The organism is Neisseria sp. P0001.S005 (assembly GCF_051963715.1).
In genome coordinates this window covers 1-359 of record NZ_JBQCTZ010000792.1, presented here as the reverse complement: position 1 = coordinate 359, position 359 = coordinate 1, and the positions used below count along the sequence as shown (strand labels likewise).

Below are 359 nucleotides of genomic sequence, written 5' to 3'. Positions count from 1 at the left end.
AAGAAACTTATCTTTTTGCTGAATCTATCCACACGGGCTTTCAGATCAAACAGTTTCGGAAGTTGGTGGGTACCGAACGTCTTAATGATATAAAAAGTATCTTTACCATAAACGGCAGCAATATCAAAAGCATGACGATGGATATACTCACCGGAAATAGGCAGGTTTTTAAACTCACTCAAAGCAGCACGACGAATATCGGTCAGCTCATTAATATCATTGGTGCCGATATAGAAAACGGCAGTCTGTTTTTCTTGTGGGAACGTATCCAAGCGTACGGCAAACACCATCAGCTTGCCCGCGCAACCTGATGCTTCGTAGTGACGCGCAGGGTCGGCATTAAAACGGGCGGCAGTCGG

General features: G+C 45.1%; 1 pseudogene. It reads right to left on the bottom strand.

The window, feature by feature from the left end:
- A pseudogene (locus tag ACTHSP_RS22905) lies at positions 1 to 359 on the bottom strand (D-lactate dehydrogenase); the annotation flags it as partial.